This is a genomic window from Arthrobacter sp. PGP41 (assembly GCF_002953935.1).
Taxonomy (GTDB): domain Bacteria; phylum Actinomycetota; class Actinomycetes; order Actinomycetales; family Micrococcaceae; genus Arthrobacter.
Map to the genome: position 1 here is coordinate 412,230 of NZ_CP026514.1, position 16,370 is coordinate 428,599.

A 16,370-nucleotide genomic window follows, 5' to 3' on the forward strand; every position below is an offset into this window, starting at 1 on the left:
GCAGGGCGCCGGGACAGGAGACCGGCGCCTCGCTAGGCTTTCAGCATGACCACGCCGCACCCCCAGCAGGAACTGTCCGGGACAACAGCCCTCATCACCGGAGCCAGTGCGGGGCTGGGGTCCGAGTTCGCGCGCCAGCTCGCCGCCCAGGGCTGCAACCTTGTGCTGGTGGCGCGGAACCGGGCCCGCCTCGAGGAAGCAGCGGCAGGCCTGGAACGGCGCTACGGAACCACGGCTGAGGTGCTTCCCGCGGACCTGGCGGACGACGACGGCGTGGCCGCCGTCGTCGAACGCCTCTCCGATGCGCGGCGGCCGGTGGGGATCCTTGTCAACAACGCCGGGATCGGCCTGCTGCACAACTTCGAGGACAATCACATCTCGGAAGAGAAGAAACACCTCAAGCTGCACGGGGAAACCGCCATGGAGCTCACCCACGCCGCACTGAAGGGCATGCTGGAGCGGGGCGAGGGCAGGATCATCAACGTGGCAAGCATCGCCGCGTTCCTGCCGCGCGGCACCTACTCCGCGGCGAAGGCCTGGCTGGTGAGTTTCAGCCGCTGGGCCAACCTGGCCTACGGCAAACAGGGCATCAAGGTCACCGCGGTGTGCCCGGGCTTCACCCACACGGAGTTCCACGACCGGATGGGCATGGACAAGTCCGTGGCGCCGTCGTGGGCCTGGCTCGACGCCGGGCGGGTGGTGCGGGAAGGCCTGGCGGACAACGCCCGTGGCAAGGCGGTCTCCATCCCCTCCAAGCGGTACAAGGTAGTGGCGGCCGTTGCCCGGGTGGCGCCTGCGAGGCTAGTGGCGGGGCCGCCGCGGAAGCCGAAACAGGGGCTGAAGCCCGAGTAAAGCCGACGGTGAGCGCGACCCCGCCCGCCGGACAGCCACCACCACGCCGATTCCCACCAGAGCCCCCACCAGGGTCTCCACGCCGCGCTCCTGGATCAGGACCGCCGGATCGGCGGGGGCTGCGAGTTGGGTCATCAGCAAAATGACCGGCGTGAAGGAAACCATGGCCAGGCCGTAGTGGCGGGTCATGAACAGTTCGGTGGTGAACTGGAAGAGAATCACCAGGAGCGCCAGCACCACGGCCTGCCGGCCCGGGAAGAGGCCCGCCAGGGACCACGGCACCGGAAGAATGGCGGCGGCGGTGACCCCCAGTCCCACGAACGTCCCCACGATGCGGTGGATGCCCCGCCGGACGCAGCTGGGAAGATCGGCCCCGGCCAGCGGCACGGCGGCGGCGGCCATGGCCCAGTGCGGATGGCCGCTGCCCGTCAGGACGCCCACAGTGCCGGCCGCACCCACGGCCAGGACATACCGGGAAGCATGCACCAGCATCTCCCGCTTCCCGGCGGGGCCCGGGGCCGGAACGGTCCGGACGGCACCGCGCTGCCAGGACCTGCGGCGGATCCAGCCGCCGAAGCCCACCAGCATGGAGAACGCGGCGGATCCTGCGGCGATCAGCATGGCCACCTGCCACGGAACCACGGTGGGCACCGAGGCGCAGGCCCCCAGCGCGAGGATCCCAAAGAACGGACCGTTGGGCTTGAGCCGCACGCGGTCCGCAAAGATGGATCCGACGCCGGCGAGGACAGCCTCCACCCCCACCAACCACCAGGAATGAAGGTGGTTGACGGACAGGAACACGCCCACCGCCACACCGCCCAGCAGGACGACGGCGGCCCTGGACTGGTGCCGGAGCCGGAACTGGTGCGGCTCTGAGCGCCCGTACATGCCGGTCAGTGCACCAAAGACGGCGTAGATCATGAGGTCTGAACGGCCCATGGCAAGGAGCAGGAGTGAGGGGACCGCGACGCTGAGGGCTACGCGGAACGCCGCCAGATGGTCATTGTTCGCAGGTTCCAGCCGGTGGAGCGCGCGCACCTGCAGGAGGACGCGTTCCATGACTCATCACCTCTTGCTGTTTCAGTACGGCCTTTTGGAAGCTATCACCGCGGGGCAGGGCAGATCACCTTCGAAGTCCGCCGCAGGACTCGGAACGTCATTCTGGCCGGCACGCCAAAGGCCCGCCCTTCGTGCTTCCTCCAAGGAAACACGCGGGCGGGCCTTCTGAGCGCGGGCTGCTAGGCGTGCCCCGGACCGGCAGGGCCGGTTCCGCCGGAGCGCAACTAGGCGCCGGCAGGAACCTTTTCGGCCTCGCGCGGATCGGTAACGCGTGCATCGGTGATGTCCTGGGCCTCGAACGGGAGTTCGTCCAGGTTGATCAGCGGGTTCTCGTCCTGCGTGGCAACCAGTTCGCGTGCCTCGGCCTGGGTATCCACGCTGGGCATGGATCCGGGCAGCGGACGCTGGGCCGACTCCTTGAGGAAGTAGATGGCTACTGCCCCCACCAGCGAGGTGCCCATCAGGTAATACGCGGGCATCATGTCGTTGCCCGTGGCGCTGATGAGGGCCGCCACGATGAACGGCGTGGTGCCGCCGAAAATGGCCACCGAGAAGTTGTACGCAATGCCCATCGCTCCATACCGGCTGGAGGTGGGGAACTGGGCCGGAAGGGCCGAAGCCAGGTTGGCGACGTAGAACGTCACCGGGAATGCGATCAGCGCCAGGCCGGCCAGGGTGGACCAGATCTCGCCGATGCCGATCAACAGGAAAGCCGGAGCGGCCAGGACCACTGTGCTGACTGCTCCGATCCACAGGACGGGCCTGCGGCCGATTCGGTCCGACAGCTTTCCGGTCAGCGGAATGCAGAGGCTCATGACCACCAGCACGGGGATGGTCAGCAGGGTGCCGTGCACCGGATCGTAACCCTTGGACTCTGTGAGGTAGGTGGGCATGTAGGACGTGAGGGCGTAGCCCGCAGTGTTCGCGGCGGCCACCAGGATCATGGCAACGATGATGGAGCGCCAGTAGGCCTTGACGATGCCCACCGGGCCCTTCGCCGTTGCCTGGTCGGATGACGCCGCATGCTTCGCGAGATCCTCCTGGGCGTCCAGGGTGGCCTGGAACTGCGGGGATTCCTCGATCTTGCTCCGGAAGTAGACCGCGATCAGGCCCAGGGGCCCGGCCACCAGGAACGGAATACGCCAGCCCCACTCCTCCATGGCTGCCTGGCCGAGCGTCAGCTGCAGGACCGAGACCAGGGCGGCACCGATGGCGAAGCCCATATAGCTGCCCAGGTCCAGGAAGCTGGCGAAGAACCCGCGGCGCTTGTCCGGGGCGTATTCGCTGACGAAGGTGGTGGCACCGGCGTATTCACCGCCGGTGGAGAAGCCCTGGACGATCTTCAGCAGCACCAGCAGGCCTGCGGCCCACAGCCCGATCTGGGCGTAGCCGGGCAGGAGGCCGATGGCGAACGTGCTCGCTGCCATCAGCATCAGCGTGGCGGCGAGGATCTTCTGCCGGCCCATCTTGTCGCCCATCCAGCCGAAGATCACGCCGCCCAAGGGGCGGGCAATGAACGTGGCGGCGAAGGTGCCCAGCAGGAACAGCGTCTGGGTGGTGGGGTCCGACTCCGGCAGGAAGACCGGACCCATGGTGGTGATGAGGTAGCCGAACACGCCGACGTCGTACCATTCCATGGTGTTACCCACGATGGTGCCGCCAAGGGCTTTCTTCAGCATGGGCTGGTTGACGACGTTGACGTCCGACTCTTTGAGCCGGCGCGCGAGCAGCTTAGGCTTGCGCGGGCTTTTGGAAAGAGCCGGCGACGGGGCGCCGGGGGGTGTAGCCGGGTTGGTTCCTGGGGCGCTGTTAACGCCTGCGGAAGAGTCGGTCGTGCTTCGGTCTGTGGGCATTTGGGCGACTCCTATGGAGGTCATTTGCTTGCGACTTATAGCTGCCCCGCTCCGGGCAGGCCTTCAATTTTACGCGAATGCCGTAGCGCCTGCGTGGTTTATGCCGTAGGATCACCCGTTTGGCAGCCGTATCCGGCAGGTTTCCCCGAATTCTTTTCCCGGCTTTCGCCGCGCCATCACTGGCATGCGGCGGGGACGGGCGCATCGTTACCCAATCTTTTTCGTTCTATGCGCCACACCACCGTGAATCAGTCCCAATATGGCACCAAAAGTGACGGGGCCCACGCCGGGCCGGACCTGCCGGGCGTGCACCCGGCCGCGGTTCAGGGGCACTTTTGGTGGCGCAGGCGGAGGGGGTTCACAGGTGCCGTGTCCGTCCCTAAGGTTGTTCCATGGAAACACTTTCTTTCAGGTAGGGGACGCCTGCGGCCAAAGCCACCGCCGGCCGCTTCGAAAGTTTTTGCCGGGGCCCGGTCTTGGCCACTCCCGATAGCACTTCATCTGTGAAAGGAAGAACAAATGGCTGACGAAAAGCGCGAACCCCATATCGATCCGGAGGTCGCGAGCCACCTTGCCGAGGCAATGAACACTCCTGACATGCCCGGTGCCGATGCGCCTCTTTCGCCCAGTGGGGCGGGCGGCCAGCAGGCTTGGCCGGATGGATACGGAAAGCGCAGGCACCCGAAAGAGCGGGATGCGGGCCATGGCCGTATGGGGCAGGGAGCCGCAGTGACGGCGATCCACCGCACCAGCCGGCCGCAGATGCCGCACTCGTCCTAGGCGCGGACCGCCTTTAGGACGCGCATCCTCTCGGGCGACGCGCACATGGCCTGGCGACACCCAACCCGGTGTCGCCAGGCCATGTGCGTGCCCCGGATCAATCTGCCCGCCTTTGCGAGTGGCCCGTCGGCTCAGCCTTCACGCACAACCTCCGCCGGGTCCTTGTCCAGCCGCCAGCCCCGCCACACGGGGTGCCGCAGCCTCCCGGTACCCGTCCACTCGCTGTAGGTCACTTCGCCGACCAGTTCGGGGGCAATCCAGTGGGCGTCCGCCGCGTCCGGGCGCGGTACGTCCAGGAACGGAGAGGTCTTCCGGGCCAGCCGGTCCACGGTCTGGCGGAGCTCGGCAAGTTCCCGCCCGCTGAAGCCGCTGCCCACCCGCCCTGCGTACTGCAGCTTTGTCCCGTCCGGGATGCCAACCAGCAGTGAGCCTACGGTGTCCTCCCGCCCGCCTTTTCCGGGGCGCCAGCCGCCCACCACTACCTCCTGCGTCTGCTCCACCTTCAGCTTGATCCAGGTACGGGTCCGCTGCCCGCTCACGTAGCGGCTGTCGGTCCGCTTGGCCATCACCCCTTCGAGGCCCAGTTCCCGGGCACTCTCCAGGATGTGGTCCACCCGGTCCTCAAGGACCGGAGAAAGCCCCGCGGGGCAGGCTGATGCGGTGAAGAAGGCCTCCAGCCGTTGCCGGCGCTTGGCGAGCGGCAGCCTCCGGAGGTCCGTTCCGTCGTCGTGCAGCAGGTCGAAAAGCATCAGCTGCACGGGAATGGCAGTCCGGGCCCGTGCGACCTCGGCGGGCCGGGTGAGCTTCATCCTTCCCTGCAGGAGCCCGAAATCGGGCCTTCCTGCCGCGCCGATGGCGACGATCTCACCGTCGGCGACGAACGGCCGGGCCGGCCAGCAGGTCCGGTCCGCAAGTTCAGGGTAAGTGGTGGTGACATCATTGCCGTTGCGGCTGAAAATCCGTACCGAATCTTCGTCTCCCACGAGGATGGCGCGGACCCCGTCCCACTTGAGTTCGAACTGCCAGCTGCTGCCCTCCAGGTCCGCTGCATCTCCGGAGGCGGCCATCATCGGCCTGTATTCCCCGGGCCGCACCGCAACGTTTTTATCCAGTGCCTCCTGGCGCAGCTCATCATGGCGCGGCTCATCCTGGTTCGGCGCCCCGTGTGGTTCCTCGTGGGCCGACTCCGTACCAGGCGGCTCCTCCTGCCCTTCCCGGGGCGGTGCGTGCCGCCGTCGTCCGCCAGGCCGCCCGGGCTCCATGAGGTGGATAAGCCACTGGCCCTCGGAATCCTTTCCCTGCCCCCGCCCCGTGTGGATGAGCGCAAATTTCCTGGTCCCGCCCAGCCCTCCTCCTTCGGAACCGGTGAGGGTGGCAATGACTTCCCTGCCGTTGATCCACTTGTCCAGCTCATACGTTCCGTGGTCCCAGATGGTCACCTCGCCGGCGCCGTATTCCCCTTTGGGAATAGTCCCCTCGAAGCTCCCGTAGTCCAGGGGATGGTCCTCGGTCTGCACTGCCAGGTGGTTCTTGCCCCCGGACTCAGGCACGCCCTTCGGCAGCGCCCAGGACACCAGCACGCCTTCATGCTCAAGGCGGAAGTCATAGTGCAGGCGGCTGGCGTGGTGTTCCTGGATCACAAAGGTGTTTCCGCTGCCCGCCGTGCCGGTGAAAGGCTCCGGAGTCTTCCCGGGATCGCGCATGGAGCGGTACTTCTCCAGCCGGGGGTCATTGCCGGCGTTATCGACGGCGGCGAACGGGTCCGTGCCTTCCTGCACCCGCCGGATCACCGCCTTATAGTCCAGGTGGCTGAGGCCGGGGGAGCTGATCTCCTCCCAGGTCCGGGGTGCAGCCACCATGGGGGTGGGGCGGCCACGCAGCGAGTACGGCACGATCGTCGTCTTGGCCGCGTTGTTCTGGCTCCAGTCCACCAGGACCTTGCCCTTGCGCAGGGTCTTTTTCATGTCGCTGACGGCCAGGTCCGGGTGGTCGGCCTCAAGGGCCCGGGCAAGTTCGCGGGCGAAGGCGGAGATCTGGTCGGAGGTCTGGCTCCGGTCCAGGGCGGCGTACAGGTGGATGCCCTTGCTGCCGCTGGTCACCGGGACGGGGTCCAGGCCCACGTCCTGGAGGATAGTGCGCGCCAGGAGGGCTACTTCAACACACGCCTCCAGGCCGGCGCCTTCGCCGGGGTCCAAATCCAGGACCAGCCTGTCGGGGTTCAGTTGGTTGCCGTGGGAGTCCACCTGCCACTGCGGGACGTGGATTTCCAGGGAGTTGATCTGTCCGAACCAGGTAAGGGTGGCGGGGTCGTTGACCATCGGATAGTAGATGGTGCGGTCTTTGTGGGTGATGGCTGCCCGGGGGAGCCAGCCCGGAGCCGAATCCTCAAGGTTCTTTTGGAAGAACACCTCGCCGGGCTTATCGGCGGTCCCCACGCCGTTCACCCACCGTTTCCTGGTGGCCGGCCTGTTGTACGCCGCCGGGACCAGGACGTGGGCCACTGCGGCGTAGTAGGCCAGGACATCCGCCTTGGTGGTGCCCGTTTCCGGATAGATGATCTTGTCCAGGTTGGTGAGGGTCAGTTCCCGCCCTGCCACCCGGACACGCTCCTTAGCGGCGGGCATGGGGCTTCACCTCCGGCGTTGCGTGATGTTCACTTGAGGAATGAGAGCCATCTGGAAAGGTGCCATCGCGTTCGGCCTGGTCAACGTGCCCGTGAAGGTCTACAGCGCCACTGAGGATCATGACATCAGTCTGCACCAGGTCCACAACGCCGACGGCGGCCGGATCCGCTACCAGCGCCGGTGCGAGGTCTGCAGCCAGGTCATCGATTATTCGGACATTGAGAAGGCCTACGAGGAGGACGGCCGGACGGTGGTCCTGTCCAAGGACGAGCTCAAGGCCATTCCGGCGGAGAACAGCCACGAGATCGAAGTGGTGCAGTTCGTCCCGTCCGAGCAGCTTGAGCCCATGATGTTCGAGAAAAGCTACTACCTTGAGCCGGACTCTAAGTCTCCCAAGGCCTACGTGCTGCTGCGCAGCGCGTTGGAGGACACGGACAGGGTGGCCATTGTCCAGTTCGCGCTGCGGGAGAAGACCCGGCTGGGTGCTTTGCGGATCAAGGACGATGTCCTGGTGCTCCAGTCCCTCCTGTGGCCGGACGAGGTGCGCGAAGCGAAATTCCCTTCCCTTGATGCGTCCGTCAAGATCTCCTCGCAGGAGCGCGATATGTCCGCCGCCCTGGTGGAGTCCATGGCGGCCGATTTCGATCCCGCCTCCTTCACGGACGAGTACCAGGTCCAGCTCCGCCAGCTGATTGAGGCCAAGCTGGAGCAGGGTGAATCGCTGGACACCGAGGAAACCTTCGGCGTCGAGGCCGGCGAGGGCAGCAAGGGTGAAGTCATCGACCTGATGGAGGCGCTGAAGCGAAGCCTGGACCGGAAACGGGGCGGCGGGACCGATGCCGCGGCAGGAAGCCCGGGCGGGGAGGCCCGCGGGGACTCCGGCAGCGAAGCCGGCGAAGACGAAGGAGCCGCCAAACCGGCACGCAAGCGGTCCGCAGCGGGTAAGGCCAGCGCCGCAAACGGCACGGCCAGTGCCAGCGGTGGAAAGACCGGCAGCACGGCGAGGTCCGCCGCGGCAAAGTCCACGGCAACGGAGTCCAGCGCAGCCAAATCCAGTACGGCAAAGTCCAGCGCAGCCAAATCCAGTACGGCAAAGTCCACGGCGGCAAAATCGGCCGCCGCCAAGTCGACAGCGGCCGGGTCCGCCGAGAAACCTGCCGCCAAGGCGTCCACCAGCAAGGCGACGGGCACCCGGGCGCGCAAGCCTGCGTGATGGCCCGCCGCCTGCGGTGCCTGGTCCGGTGCCCGATTCCATGTACATGAAACTACTAAGCTTGCTTGCGTTCCGGTAGCGGGGTGCTCTTTACAGCCGGGTCCGGTGCGTCCACAATGAGTCGCATCGCAGCCTCCGCTGTGCCCACAGCGTGCTGACACTCCAACGGCCCTGTGAGGAGCGCTGACCATGGACGATCAAACGGATGCAGCCAAGGCGGACCGGGAACTCAAACAGAAACACCGGGCCATGTGGGCATCCGGTGATTATCCAGCCCTCGCTGACGAGATGCTCCTGGACCTGGGTGCCATCCTGGTGGAAGCCTGCGGCATCACGTCCCGCCACAGCGTGCTGGATATCGCGGCCGGATCAGGCAACGCGGCTATTCCCGCGGCCATGATGGGGGCGAAGGTGGTGGCCAGCGATCTCACCCCGGAGCTTTTCGAAGCCGGACGCCGTGAGGCCGCGAACCGGGGAGTCAGCCTGGACTGGAAGGAAGCCGACGCGGAGGCCCTGCCCTTCGGGGACGCCGAGTTCGACGTGGTCATGTCCTGCCTCGGCGTCATGTTTGCCCCGCACCACCAGGCGGCGGCTGATGAACTCCTGAGGGTATGCAAACCGGGTGGAAGCATAGGGCTGTTGAGCTGGACCCCGGAGGGGTTCATCGGCAAGATGTTCGCCACCATGAAGCCCTTCGCCCCGCCGCCTCCGCCGGGAGCGCAGCCGGCGCCGCTGTGGGGGAGCGAGGACCACGTGCGTGAATTGCTCGGGGACAAGATCACGGACGTCGCTGCACGCAAGAAAACCCTGGCTGTGCGGAGCTTCCATCAACCCGGCGACTTCGTCCGCTATTTCAAGTCCCACTACGGCCCCACCATCTCCGTCTACAAATACATCGGGGAGGACGGGGACAAGGTCAAAGCCCTGGACCAGGCGCTGACGGAACTGGCTGATTCCTTCGGTGACGCCCATGGCGACACCCCGTTCCAGATGGAATGGGAGTACCTGCTGTTCACTGCGAAGAAGGCCAAGAAGAATGCCTGACCATGCGGCTACCCACTTGGGGGCGGGGGCTTAACGCAAGCGGCCGCCGTCGGGCGTTTCCCTGGGAGGGAAGGCCCGACGACGGCCGTGCGGCGTGGCTGCCAGGGCAGCCTGTCAGCTACTAGGCGTCGTGGTCCGTTTCAAGGATCTGGACCAGGTGGTCCAGTGCGGTGTCCGCGCCGTCACCTTCGGCGCGCAGCACAACCACGTCGCCGTGCGAGGCGCCCAGGCTCATGAGGGACAGGATGCTGGCAGCGTCCATGGCCTCGTCCGCCGGCTCGCCCTCGCGGGCGATGGTGATGTCCAGGTCGTACTCTCCTGCTGCCTCGGCAAAGATGGCGGCGGGGCGGGCATGCAGGCCCACGCGGCTGGCGACGGTTGCTGTGCGTTCTGGCATTGTTGCTCCTTTGTCTTCCGGCGGCTGGTTGGAATGCCGGATAGAGGTAGTAGGTGAGGCGGGATCAGACGGTTGCTGGGACGGTTTCCACCGTAGCAGCGCTCTTGGGTGCCGCCCAGCGCTTGAGGCCGATCACGGCCAGGGCGCTGACAATGGTGCCGGCGATGATCGAGAGGACGAACATCAGCACGTTGCCGATCGCGAAGAAGACGAAGATACCGCCGTGGGGTGCCTGCGAGGTGACCCCGAAGGCCATGCTCAGCGCGCCGGTGAGCGCGCCGCCCAGCATGCTGGCCGGGATGACCCGCAGGGGGTCGGCTGCGGCGAACGGGATGGCGCCTTCGGAGATGAAGGACGCGCCCAGCAGCCAGGCTGCCTTGCCGTTTTCCCGCTCGGCCAGGCTGAAGAGCTTCCGGTCCAGGACGGTGGCCAGGGCCATGGCCAGCGGGGGCACCATGCCGGCAGCCATGACCGTTGCCATGATCTGCCACGGTGCCTGGTTGTCCGCGCTGCCGGCGCTGAGGCCCGCAACGGCGAAGGCGTAGGCCACCTTGTTCACGGGACCGCCCAGGTCGAAGCACATCATGAGGCCCAGGATGATGCCCAGGACCACGGCGGAAGCGCCGGTCATGCCGGACAGCCAGCCGTTAAGGGCGGCGGTGAGGCCGGCGATGGGACCGCCCAGCACCAGGAACATGAGCCCGGACGCCACGATGGAGGCGAGCAACGGGATGATGACCACCGGCATGAGGCCGCGCAGCCAGCGGGGGACCTGCCAGGTGCCGATCACGTGCGCAACGTAGCCGGCCAGGAGGCCGCCCACGATGCCGCCGAGGAAGCCGGCCCCCATGAAACCGGAGACTGCACCCGCCACGAAGCCGGGGGCGATGCCGGGCCTGTCGGCAATGGCGTAGGCGATGTAGCCGGCCAGCGCCGGGACCAGGAAGCCCATGGAAAGGGCGCCGATCTTGAACAGGACTGCGCCCAGGTAAGCGGCGAGTCCGCCCTCGGGAAGGTTGCCGAAGTTGTTCTCCACAACCACCTTGTCCGCGACTTCGGTGATGTCGTAGCCGCCCAGGAGGAAGCCCAGGGCGATCAGGAGGCCACCGCCGGCAACGAACGGGATCATGTAGCTCACGCCGGTGAGAAGGGCCCGCTTCAGCTTCTGGCCGATGTGCTCGCCCTTTTCGGCTGCGGCCTGCTCGGCCTGTTCCTCGGCACCGAAGTGCGGGACGCGCCGCGCGTTCGGGTCGGAGGCTGCGGCCAGCGCCTCCTGGACCATCTTGGCGGGTTCGTCGATGCCCCGCTTGACGGGGGCGTTGATGACCGGCTTGCCGGCGAAGCGCTCCTTGCCGCGGACGTCCACGTCCACCGCGAAAATGACGGCGTCGGCAGCAGCGATGACGGCGGGATCCAGCGGCTTGGCGCCGGAGGAACCCTGGGTCTCCACCTGGAGGTCGACGCCGGCCTCCTGGGCAGCGGCCACCAGGGAGTCAGCTGCCATATAGGTGTGTGCGATGCCGGTGGGGCAGGCGGTCACGGCCACGAGGCGCTTGGGACCGGCCGGGGCTGATCCAGCCGACGCCGTGCCCGGCGCAGCGGCGGCAGAGCCCGCCGAAGCGGCGCCTGCCGAAGCCCCCGCGGACGCGCCGGAAGCAACAGCGGCAGCAGGTACCGCGGCTGCATGGGCTGCGGGCTTGTCAGCCAGTGCACCGTCCACCAGTTCCACGATCTCCTCGCGGGAGGAAGCGTTGCGCAGGGCCGTGGTGAAGTCCTTTTTGATCAGGGACCTGGCCAGCTTGGAGAGCAGCTTTAGGTGTTCCTGGTCGGCTCCGTCGGGGGCTGCGATGAAGAAGACCAGGTCCGCCGGGCCGTCCTTGGCTCCGAAGTCCACCTTGGGATTGAGGCGGGCCATGGCCAGGGTTGGTTCGGTGACGGCGGCTGAGCGGCAGTGCGGGATGGCGATGCCGCCCGGAATGCCGGTGGCGGTCTTCTGCTCGCGGGCGAAGGCGTCAGCGAAGAGGCCTTCAACTTCTGTTGCGCGTCCGGCGGCAGCTACTTTGCTTGCCAGGTGCCGGATCACCGCCTCGGGCGTGTTGCCCAGGTTCTGGTCGAGCTCGACCAGTTCCGTGGTGATGAGCTGGGTCACTGTCAATCCTTTCGAAGGGCCGTGATGGTTACGGCATCCGGGGTGGTTTGGTGTACTGCCGGAACCGTTGAACCGGGCAGGGAGGCAGCTGCGGCACCGTGGGCCACAGCCTGGCGAAGGCAGTCGGCCGGGGCGGCGCCCCGGCCGTGGGCGAGCAGGTAGCCGGCAAGCGCGGAATCGCCCGCGCCCACCGTGCTGACCGCGGCGACCGGCGGATGCGTGGCCAGCCACGCGCCGTCGGCCGTTACCAGGACAGCTCCCTTGGATCCGAGAGTTGCCAGCACAGCACCCACGCCGGAACGTACGACGGCGGCCGCGGCGGCCGCGGCAGCCTCCGGATCCGCTTCCAGTTCGTCAGCGGTGGCCGCGGCGAAGCCGGCTGCAGCAGCCAGTTCCGCCAGTTCTTCGGCGTTGGGTTTGAGGAGGTCCGGTTTCCCGGAACCGTTGCCGGCCGGTTCAGCACCGGCATCGCCTCCGGACATCGCCGCCGCGAGCGGCGAACCGGAGGAATCCACAGCAATGAGCGGTGCGCTGCCGTTTCCGGCCGCGCGGATCCGGCGGGCCGCCGTCGCGTAGAAATCGGCAGGAAATCCCGGCGGGAGCGAACCTGCAAGGACCACCCAGCTGGCACCGCGGGAGCTCTCGAGGAGCAGTTTGATCAGGGCTTCCTGCTGGTCCGCATCCATGACCGGACCGGGCTCATTGATCTTGGTGGTCACGCCGCCGGGTTCCGTGAGCGCCACATTGGTCCGGAGCGGCTCGTTGATGGGCAGCGAAAGAAACGGCACCGCGCTTTCCCGCAGCCCGGCCAGCACGGGGTCGCTGTCCGCGCCGGGCAGGACGGCAACGGAGTCCAGGCCGGAGGCAACCAGTGCGCGGGAAACGTTGACGCCCTTGCCGCCCGATTCCTGGCTGACGGAAACGGCACGCTGCACTTCGCCCCGAACCAAAGGGCCGGGCAGCGCGACGGTACGGTCAAGGCTTGGGTTGGCGGTGAAGGTGACGATCATGCGATCACCACGTCAACGCCGGCTTCTTCCAGGGCGGCTGCCAGTTCCGCGCCGGGCTCGCTGTCTGTAATCAAGGTGTCCAGATCTTTCAGGGAGGCGAACTGGACCAGGGTTTCCGTGTCCAGCTTGGAGGAATCGGCCAGCACCACAATCCGGCGGGCCGAGTGGACGAAAGCTGCCTTGACGGCGGCTTCCTCGGGATCGGGCGTGCTCAGCCCAAAACTTGCGTGGATTCCGTTGGTGCCGATGAAGGCAATGTCCGGCCGCAGTTTGCCGGCGGCCTCCACGGTTGCCTGACCCACGGCAACCTGGGTGATTCCGCGCACCCGGCCGCCCAGGACCTCAAGGGCGATTCCGGGAACGCTGGAGAGTTTGCCCGCGATGGGAACGGCGTGGGTGATGGCCACCAGTTCCGCGCGTGGTCCCGTTGGGTCGGAAGGTTCGACGGCGGCCCGGCGGGAGAGCATGTCCGCCAGGACTTCCGTGGTGGTGCCGCCGTCGATCAGGACGCTGCCGGCGGAGTTGCGCGGAATGAGGGCCAGCGCGGCTTCGGCGATCCGGATTTTCTGGTCCGGCCGCTGGATGGCGCGCTCATTCACGCTTTCCTCGGTGGTGCTGAACCGGTCCGCCGCAACGGCCCCGCCGTGGACGCGGCGGACGGTGCCGGCATTCTCGAGGGCGGCAAGGTCGCGGCGGACGGTTTCGGTGGTGATGCGGAAGCGCTCGGCCAGGAGGGTCACGCTGACCCGGCCGCTGCCGGCAACAAGCTCGGCAATCTTTTGCTGGCGCTCCTCGGCGAACACGTACCCTCCGTTGCGTAGGTCTGCTGATGGTGTGGATCGTTCACGGCGGATGCCGCTCCTGCGTGACTGGCATCACATGATGTTGAGTTATTTGACTTTATCTTTGCTTGTGTTGGTTTGTCAATGGAAACCAACATGAAACAAAGTGACGTTGCCCGGGAAGCGAAAAGCCGGGCCGGACCATGGGATGGTCCGGCCCGGCTCTTCGGGTCAACTACTTGTCCTTCGCTGCGGCGCGGACGCCGGTGGTGCTACAGCCCGCTGTCGCGGCTCTCGTTCCGGGTGATGCGTTCCCCCGTGTTCGGATCGACTACAGACCGGCTCTCGCTGACACGCCGGCTGCGCCCTGGGGAAGCGAGGATGAGGGAAGCGATGAGTCCAATGACGCCGACCGCCATCAGGATGTAGCCGATGAGTACCTGGTCCACGAAGGGGATGAGGCCTGGAGCAACCGCCCAGGCGAGGATGGCACCGAGGGCGATAAGGAAAATGGAGGATCCGATTCTCATGAGTTGCTCCTTGTTAGTCACGGCGGGCGTCTTTTTGGCCCGAGGACGATTGATAAGCATGCTGTCCGTTAAGCGTCACGCTACAGCCAGCCGTTGCTGTATTCAATGGAGTGGGCCGGGGCGTAACCCATTCGTTGTGCTGTGGCATGTGAGAAGAAAGGGGCTGGTGCGCCTTGCCCGGTGTTGCCGGCAACCGGCACGGCCGGGGCGCCCGGGGTCGCTGGCTTGGCTAGGCTGATCTGATGGAAACAGTTGTGTGGTCCAAACCCGAGGGTGAGCGGGCGGGCACCCCACTGCTTGTGATGATGCACGGTTATGGCACCGACGAGTCCCGCATGGTCCGCCTTTTTGAGTACCTGCCGCCCGAGTTCACGTGCGCAGCGCTCCGAGCGCCGATGCCGATCGGCGACCATTACGGCTGGTTCCTGCTGGACTACTTCCTCGCCAACGACTTCGCGGATGTCATTAAGGCCTCAAGCGCCGTCCAGGCCTGGATCAACAGCGTCAAGGTCCAGCACAGCAGCGTAAGCCTGCTCGGCTACTCACAGGGCATGGCAATGGCGAGCACTCTGCTGCGCCTCCACCCCAAGGACTATGAGGCGGTGGTGGGACTTTCCGGTTTTGTGCTCCGGAATGAGCTGCTGTCCCTCACGGAATCCTTCGACACCAAGCCGCCCTTTTTCTGGGGCAGGGACAAGGCGGACCTGGTCATCAACGAGGACGCCATCGCCTATACCGGGGAATGGCTCCAGCAGAACACGCTCCTGACCGCCAGGACCTACCCCGGCATGGGCCATGCGATGTCGAAGACGGAGATGGTGGACGTAAGCGCCTTCCTGCGACACTATGTGCTCCGTCCGGACGGGTCCGGAAAGATCGACGCCTGACGGTCTCCCATGCTGAGACGTGCCTCACGTGAGGTCCGTTGGAAAAAACAGTTGCCAGCTAAATTTGTAAGCGCTTACACTCTTCATCGGCCGTTATCGCGGCCCTGAACTGGGCGGACAAGGAGATCAGCGCGGTGCCGAGGGTTTACTGCAGCCGGATACTGTCCCATGCCCTTTATTCGGCCAGCGCTGCTGGAGGTGCCGCCGGTTTGTCCGACGACCGGTGCCGTGTCCATGATGGTAGGGATACACCGATCAGCAATGCCGGGGCCGCCGGGCTCCCTTCACACTCCGCCGCCGCCCGTGGCCGCAGATCGTCCGGGCATCGATGCCTCCCCAACGCCAAGCATCCAGCCTTCCAGGCTGCCCGCCGTCCTGAAAGGACAACGCACCGCTGATGACTGAAAACATTGCAGCAGACAACGCAACAGCCGAGGTGTCCGCCTGGGCTGGTGCCTCTGCCATCCTTTTCGACCTGGACGGTGTGCTGACCCCCACGGCAACCGTCCATGAGCGGGCATGGCAGGAACTGTTCGAGGACTACCTGGCGGACCGGCCGCAGGTTCCCGGCTACAGCGAGAGTGATTACTTCGACCACATCGACGGCAAGCCGCGCTTCGACGGCGTCCGCGATTTCCTGGCCTCGCGCGGGATTGTGCTCCCCGAGGGCCCCACTGACGACGACCCCGCCAACACCACTGTGCAGGGCCTGGGCAACCGGAAGAACCGGATTTTCAACGACATCGTGAGCGCCGGCGTGGAGCCCTTCCCCGGCTCGGTGCGCTTCCTCGAGGCTGCGCTGGACCGCGGACTGAAGGTCGCCGTCGTCTCTTCTTCCCGAAACGCTCCAGCCGTCCTGGAGGCAGCCGGACTCAGCGCCCGGTTCCCGGTGGTGGTGGATGGCGTGGTCGCGGCAAGCGAAGGCCTGCCCGGCAAGCCCAGTCCCGCCACCTACGAGTACGCCGCCCGCCTGCTGGGCCTCCCCACCGGCGAATGCGTGGTGGTGGAGGACGCAGTGTCCGGCGTCCAGGCCGGCGAGGCCGGAACCTTCTACTCGGTCATCGGTGTGGACCGCGGCGCCGGGCGGCAGGCGCTGCTCGACGCCGGAGCCACCCTGGTGGTCAACGACCTCAAGGAACTTCTGCCTTAGAGACTGCAGCCTTCCCCGAGGCCGCCCGCTGCTACCCCCG

General features: G+C 66.5%; 14 protein-coding genes. 6 read left to right on the forward strand and 8 right to left on the reverse strand.

What is annotated here, in order from left to right; all coding sequences use genetic code 11:
• The first annotated feature begins 45 nt into the window (after window positions 1-45).
• Entirely contained in the window at window positions 46-852 is an 807-nt protein-coding gene (locus tag C3B78_RS01920; protein ID WP_104996569.1) for an SDR family NAD(P)-dependent oxidoreductase, read from the forward strand.
• On the opposite strand, the gene C3B78_RS01925 is transcribed toward C3B78_RS01920, so the two are convergent.
• Together C3B78_RS01925 and C3B78_RS01930 are read right to left on the reverse strand one after the other, a co-directional pair.
• Entirely contained in the window at window positions 802-1,911 is a 1,110-nt protein-coding gene (locus C3B78_RS01925; RefSeq protein ID WP_104996570.1) for an FUSC family protein, read from the reverse strand. The genes C3B78_RS01920 and C3B78_RS01925 overlap by 51 nt on opposite strands.
• A gap of 224 nt (window positions 1,912-2,135) precedes the next feature.
• Window positions 2,136-3,764: an MFS transporter gene (locus C3B78_RS01930; RefSeq protein WP_104996571.1), complete on the reverse strand. Its 1,629-nt coding sequence runs from the start codon at window positions 3,762-3,764 to the stop codon at window positions 2,136-2,138.
• 519 nt (window positions 3,765-4,283) lie between these two features.
• Between C3B78_RS01930 and C3B78_RS01935 the strand changes: the two genes are divergently transcribed.
• Window positions 4,284-4,544 carry a hypothetical protein gene (locus C3B78_RS01935; protein WP_104996572.1) on the forward strand — a complete coding sequence of 87 codons (261 nt, stop codon included), beginning with the start codon at window positions 4,284-4,286 and terminating at the stop codon, window positions 4,542-4,544.
• A gap of 131 nt (window positions 4,545-4,675) precedes the next feature.
• On the opposite strand, the gene C3B78_RS01940 is transcribed toward C3B78_RS01935, so the two are convergent.
• On the reverse strand, window positions 4,676-7,168 hold the full coding sequence (locus C3B78_RS01940; protein ID WP_104996573.1) for an ATP-dependent DNA ligase: 2,493 nt from the start codon (window positions 7,166-7,168) through the stop codon (window positions 4,676-4,678).
• 40 nt (window positions 7,169-7,208) lie between these two features.
• Between C3B78_RS01940 and ku the strand changes: the two genes are divergently transcribed.
• Together ku and C3B78_RS01950 are read left to right on the forward strand one after the other, a co-directional pair.
• Window positions 7,209-8,381 carry a non-homologous end joining protein Ku gene (gene ku, locus C3B78_RS01945; RefSeq protein ID WP_104996574.1) on the forward strand — a complete coding sequence of 391 codons (1,173 nt, stop codon included), beginning with the start codon at window positions 7,209-7,211 and terminating at the stop codon, window positions 8,379-8,381.
• Between the two features lie 189 nt (window positions 8,382-8,570).
• Window positions 8,571-9,425: a class I SAM-dependent methyltransferase gene (locus tag C3B78_RS01950; RefSeq protein ID WP_104996575.1), complete on the forward strand. Its 855-nt coding sequence runs from the start codon at window positions 8,571-8,573 to the stop codon at window positions 9,423-9,425.
• A gap of 121 nt (window positions 9,426-9,546) precedes the next feature.
• On the opposite strand, the gene C3B78_RS01955 is transcribed toward C3B78_RS01950, so the two are convergent.
• The 5 genes from C3B78_RS01955 to C3B78_RS01975 all read right to left on the reverse strand — a co-directional run bounded on the left by C3B78_RS01955 (window position 9,547) and on the right by C3B78_RS01975 (window position 14,293).
• Entirely contained in the window at window positions 9,547-9,822 is a 276-nt protein-coding gene (locus C3B78_RS01955; RefSeq protein ID WP_104996576.1) for an HPr family phosphocarrier protein, read from the reverse strand.
• Between the two features lie 64 nt (window positions 9,823-9,886).
• Window positions 9,887-11,971: a PTS fructose transporter subunit IIABC gene (locus C3B78_RS01960; protein ID WP_104996577.1), complete on the reverse strand. Its 2,085-nt coding sequence runs from the start codon at window positions 11,969-11,971 to the stop codon at window positions 9,887-9,889.
• 2 nt (window positions 11,972-11,973) lie between these two features.
• Complete coding sequence (locus C3B78_RS01965) at window positions 11,974-12,981, reverse strand: 1-phosphofructokinase family hexose kinase (RefSeq protein ID WP_104996578.1); 1,008 nt, start codon at window positions 12,979-12,981, stop codon at window positions 11,974-11,976.
• Window positions 12,978-13,784 (reverse strand): DeoR/GlpR family DNA-binding transcription regulator, encoded by an 807-nt coding sequence (locus C3B78_RS01970; RefSeq protein WP_104996579.1) that lies wholly within the window; start codon window positions 13,782-13,784, stop codon window positions 12,978-12,980. Before C3B78_RS01970 ends, C3B78_RS01965 begins: the two co-directional genes overlap by 4 nt.
• A 251-nt stretch (window positions 13,785-14,035) precedes the next feature.
• Window positions 14,036-14,293 (reverse strand): DUF6458 family protein, encoded by a 258-nt coding sequence (locus C3B78_RS01975; protein WP_104996580.1) that lies wholly within the window; start codon window positions 14,291-14,293, stop codon window positions 14,036-14,038.
• 242 nt (window positions 14,294-14,535) lie between these two features.
• Here C3B78_RS01975 and C3B78_RS01980 point away from each other — a divergent pair, with 242 nt between their 5' ends.
• Together C3B78_RS01980 and C3B78_RS01985 are read left to right on the forward strand one after the other, a co-directional pair.
• Complete coding sequence (locus tag C3B78_RS01980) at window positions 14,536-15,180, forward strand: alpha/beta hydrolase (protein WP_104996581.1); 645 nt, start codon at window positions 14,536-14,538, stop codon at window positions 15,178-15,180.
• Between the two features lie 397 nt (window positions 15,181-15,577).
• Entirely contained in the window at window positions 15,578-16,330 is a 753-nt protein-coding gene (locus C3B78_RS01985; RefSeq protein ID WP_104996582.1) for an HAD family hydrolase, read from the forward strand.
• Window positions 16,331-16,370 lie beyond the last annotated feature (40 nt).

Coding starts and splice junctions, on each gene's coding strand:
- C3B78_RS01925 (WP_104996570.1), bottom strand. CDS start 1,911: ATGGAACGCGTCCTCCTGCAGGTGCGCGCGCTCCACCGGCTGGAACCT.
- C3B78_RS01935 (WP_104996572.1), top strand. CDS start 4,284: ATGGCTGACGAAAAGCGCGAACCCCATATCGATCCGGAGGTCGCGAGC.
- C3B78_RS01975 (WP_104996580.1), bottom strand. CDS start 14,293: ATGAGAATCGGATCCTCCATTTTCCTTATCGCCCTCGGTGCCATCCTC.
- C3B78_RS01950 (WP_104996575.1), top strand. CDS start 8,571: ATGGACGATCAAACGGATGCAGCCAAGGCGGACCGGGAACTCAAACAG.
- C3B78_RS01955 (WP_104996576.1), bottom strand. CDS start 9,822: ATGCCAGAACGCACAGCAACCGTCGCCAGCCGCGTGGGCCTGCATGCC.
- C3B78_RS01965 (WP_104996578.1), bottom strand. CDS start 12,981: ATGATCGTCACCTTCACCGCCAACCCAAGCCTTGACCGTACCGTCGCG.
- C3B78_RS01940 (WP_104996573.1), bottom strand. CDS start 7,168: ATGCCCGCCGCTAAGGAGCGTGTCCGGGTGGCAGGGCGGGAACTGACC.
- C3B78_RS01985 (WP_104996582.1), top strand. CDS start 15,578: ATGACTGAAAACATTGCAGCAGACAACGCAACAGCCGAGGTGTCCGCC.
- ku (WP_104996574.1), top strand. CDS start 7,209: ATGAGAGCCATCTGGAAAGGTGCCATCGCGTTCGGCCTGGTCAACGTG.
- C3B78_RS01920 (WP_104996569.1), top strand. CDS start 46: ATGACCACGCCGCACCCCCAGCAGGAACTGTCCGGGACAACAGCCCTC.
- C3B78_RS01930 (WP_104996571.1), bottom strand. CDS start 3,764: ATGCCCACAGACCGAAGCACGACCGACTCTTCCGCAGGCGTTAACAGC.
- C3B78_RS01980 (WP_104996581.1), top strand. CDS start 14,536: ATGGAAACAGTTGTGTGGTCCAAACCCGAGGGTGAGCGGGCGGGCACC.